Genomic DNA, 1,588 nt, shown 5'->3' on the forward strand with positions numbered 1-1,588 from the left:
GACCAGCTGGCGCGCCTGCTCTTCCGTCGCGAAAGCGTACATCAGTGCATTGGGGATTTATCCGGAGGTGAGCGCTTCCGTGCCGCGGTGGCGCAGGTGCTTCTGGCCAACCCGGTGCCGCAGCTACTCATATTGGATGAGCCGACGAATAACCTCGACATTTCTTCGGTGGATTGGCTGGTGCAGGCGCTCGAAGCTTATACCGGCGCGCTCATCGTGGTGAGCCATGATGAGGACTTCTGCCGCCGCATCCGCATTGACCGCACACTCAACCTTTCAACAAAAACTCTCGGGAAGGAACCATTCGGGGAATCAGCATGCTGAATCTTCTCCTACATGGGAGGGTGTTTGACTCAGCGCCCAGTCAGTTCCTATGCTGGAGTTCTCAGCTCTCTATCCGTGTTACCCCGCCGCAGGGGTAGCTGGCGAAGCTGAACGTATCGTTTGACCGAAGCCACCCAAGGCGCGACCGGGGTACCCTTCGGAATCTAGGAGGCATCAAAGAAATGACCCACCGAGCATAAGCCCGGACTCAGAAGAATTTTTCGCGCGCTCACGCAGCTTTTTGTGCAGGCATATTCTCTGCACACTTCCATTTTTCTGCGTGTCTCCGTCAGCGCGCACGCACCCGGGCACAGGTACATCCACCGTTACGCTCGGGTTTTTTCGCACCCTTTTTGGGGCGATCCTCTTACCGCCACGCGCTCAGCATAGGCACCCCCAAACCGCCGGCACACTACTGCAACGCACCACCGTCGGAGTTTGAGAGCACCCGAGCATCCATACCTCAAGGAGCTCGTATGACACACGTACTTCAGCCGCAGGCAACCTTTCCCCGTTCCGCTTCTTCCCGCGATGCCCGCTCGCACGCCACTTCCCACGCGGCGGCGCACGTTAGTATCGCCCATCTACACTTTGCGCACCCGAGCGAACCCACACTCTTCAGCGACCTGTCGGCGGTATTTTCGGCACCTCTGACCGGGCTCATCGGCGATAATGGTTGCGGAAAATCCACCCTTATGAGGTTGATTTTGGGTGATTTGGTGCCGGATTCCGGTTCCTTGGCGGCACCGGCACGCATGGCGTATCTACCTCAAGATTTGGGTCTGGACCGAGAGCAGACCCTCGCTGAGCTCTGCGGAATCTCTGAGATTCTGTGGGCACTGCAGGCGGTGGAATCCGGCGAGTATTCCCCCGAACTCTACGAGACCATCGGGGATAACTGGGACATTGAGGAGCGCACCCTCGCGGCTCTTGCAACCTACGGTTTCACCCCGGCGACCGTGGTTGATCGTGACAACCCGGTATCGGTTCGGGCGCTCTTTGCCCGCAGCATGCGCAGCTTCTCCGGTGGCGAGGCGGTCATCGCCGCACTTGCCTCGCTGATGATTTCTGATCCAGAGTTCATTCTGCTCGACGAGCCGACGAACAACCTGGACTCCGCGGCAAAGGCGCAGCTCTTCGAAACCCTGGAGGCATTCCCCTGCCCGGCGCTCATCATTAGCCACGACCGTGACCTACTGGAGCGCGTGAACGTGATTGCCGAGCTTCATGCTGACCGTCAGGGGCTGGCTCATCTGCGCCTCTT

At 59.1% G+C, this 1,588-nt stretch carries 2 protein-coding genes; both read left to right on the top strand.

From position 1 onward, the window contains the following. Positions 1 to 324 (top strand): ATP-binding cassette domain-containing protein (locus HMPREF2836_RS02305; RefSeq protein ID WP_141752095.1); only part of this gene is annotated, 324 nt, incomplete at its 5' end. A 476-nt stretch (positions 325 to 800) separates the two neighbouring features. Continuing rightward, positions 801 to 1,588: ATP-binding cassette domain-containing protein (locus HMPREF2836_RS02310; RefSeq protein WP_141752096.1), on the top strand; the 788-nt coding region annotated here is incomplete at its 3' end.

This window comes from Rothia sp. HMSC065C12, from assembly GCF_001812085.1.
GTDB lineage: Bacteria > Actinomycetota > Actinomycetes > Actinomycetales > Micrococcaceae > Rothia > Rothia mucilaginosa.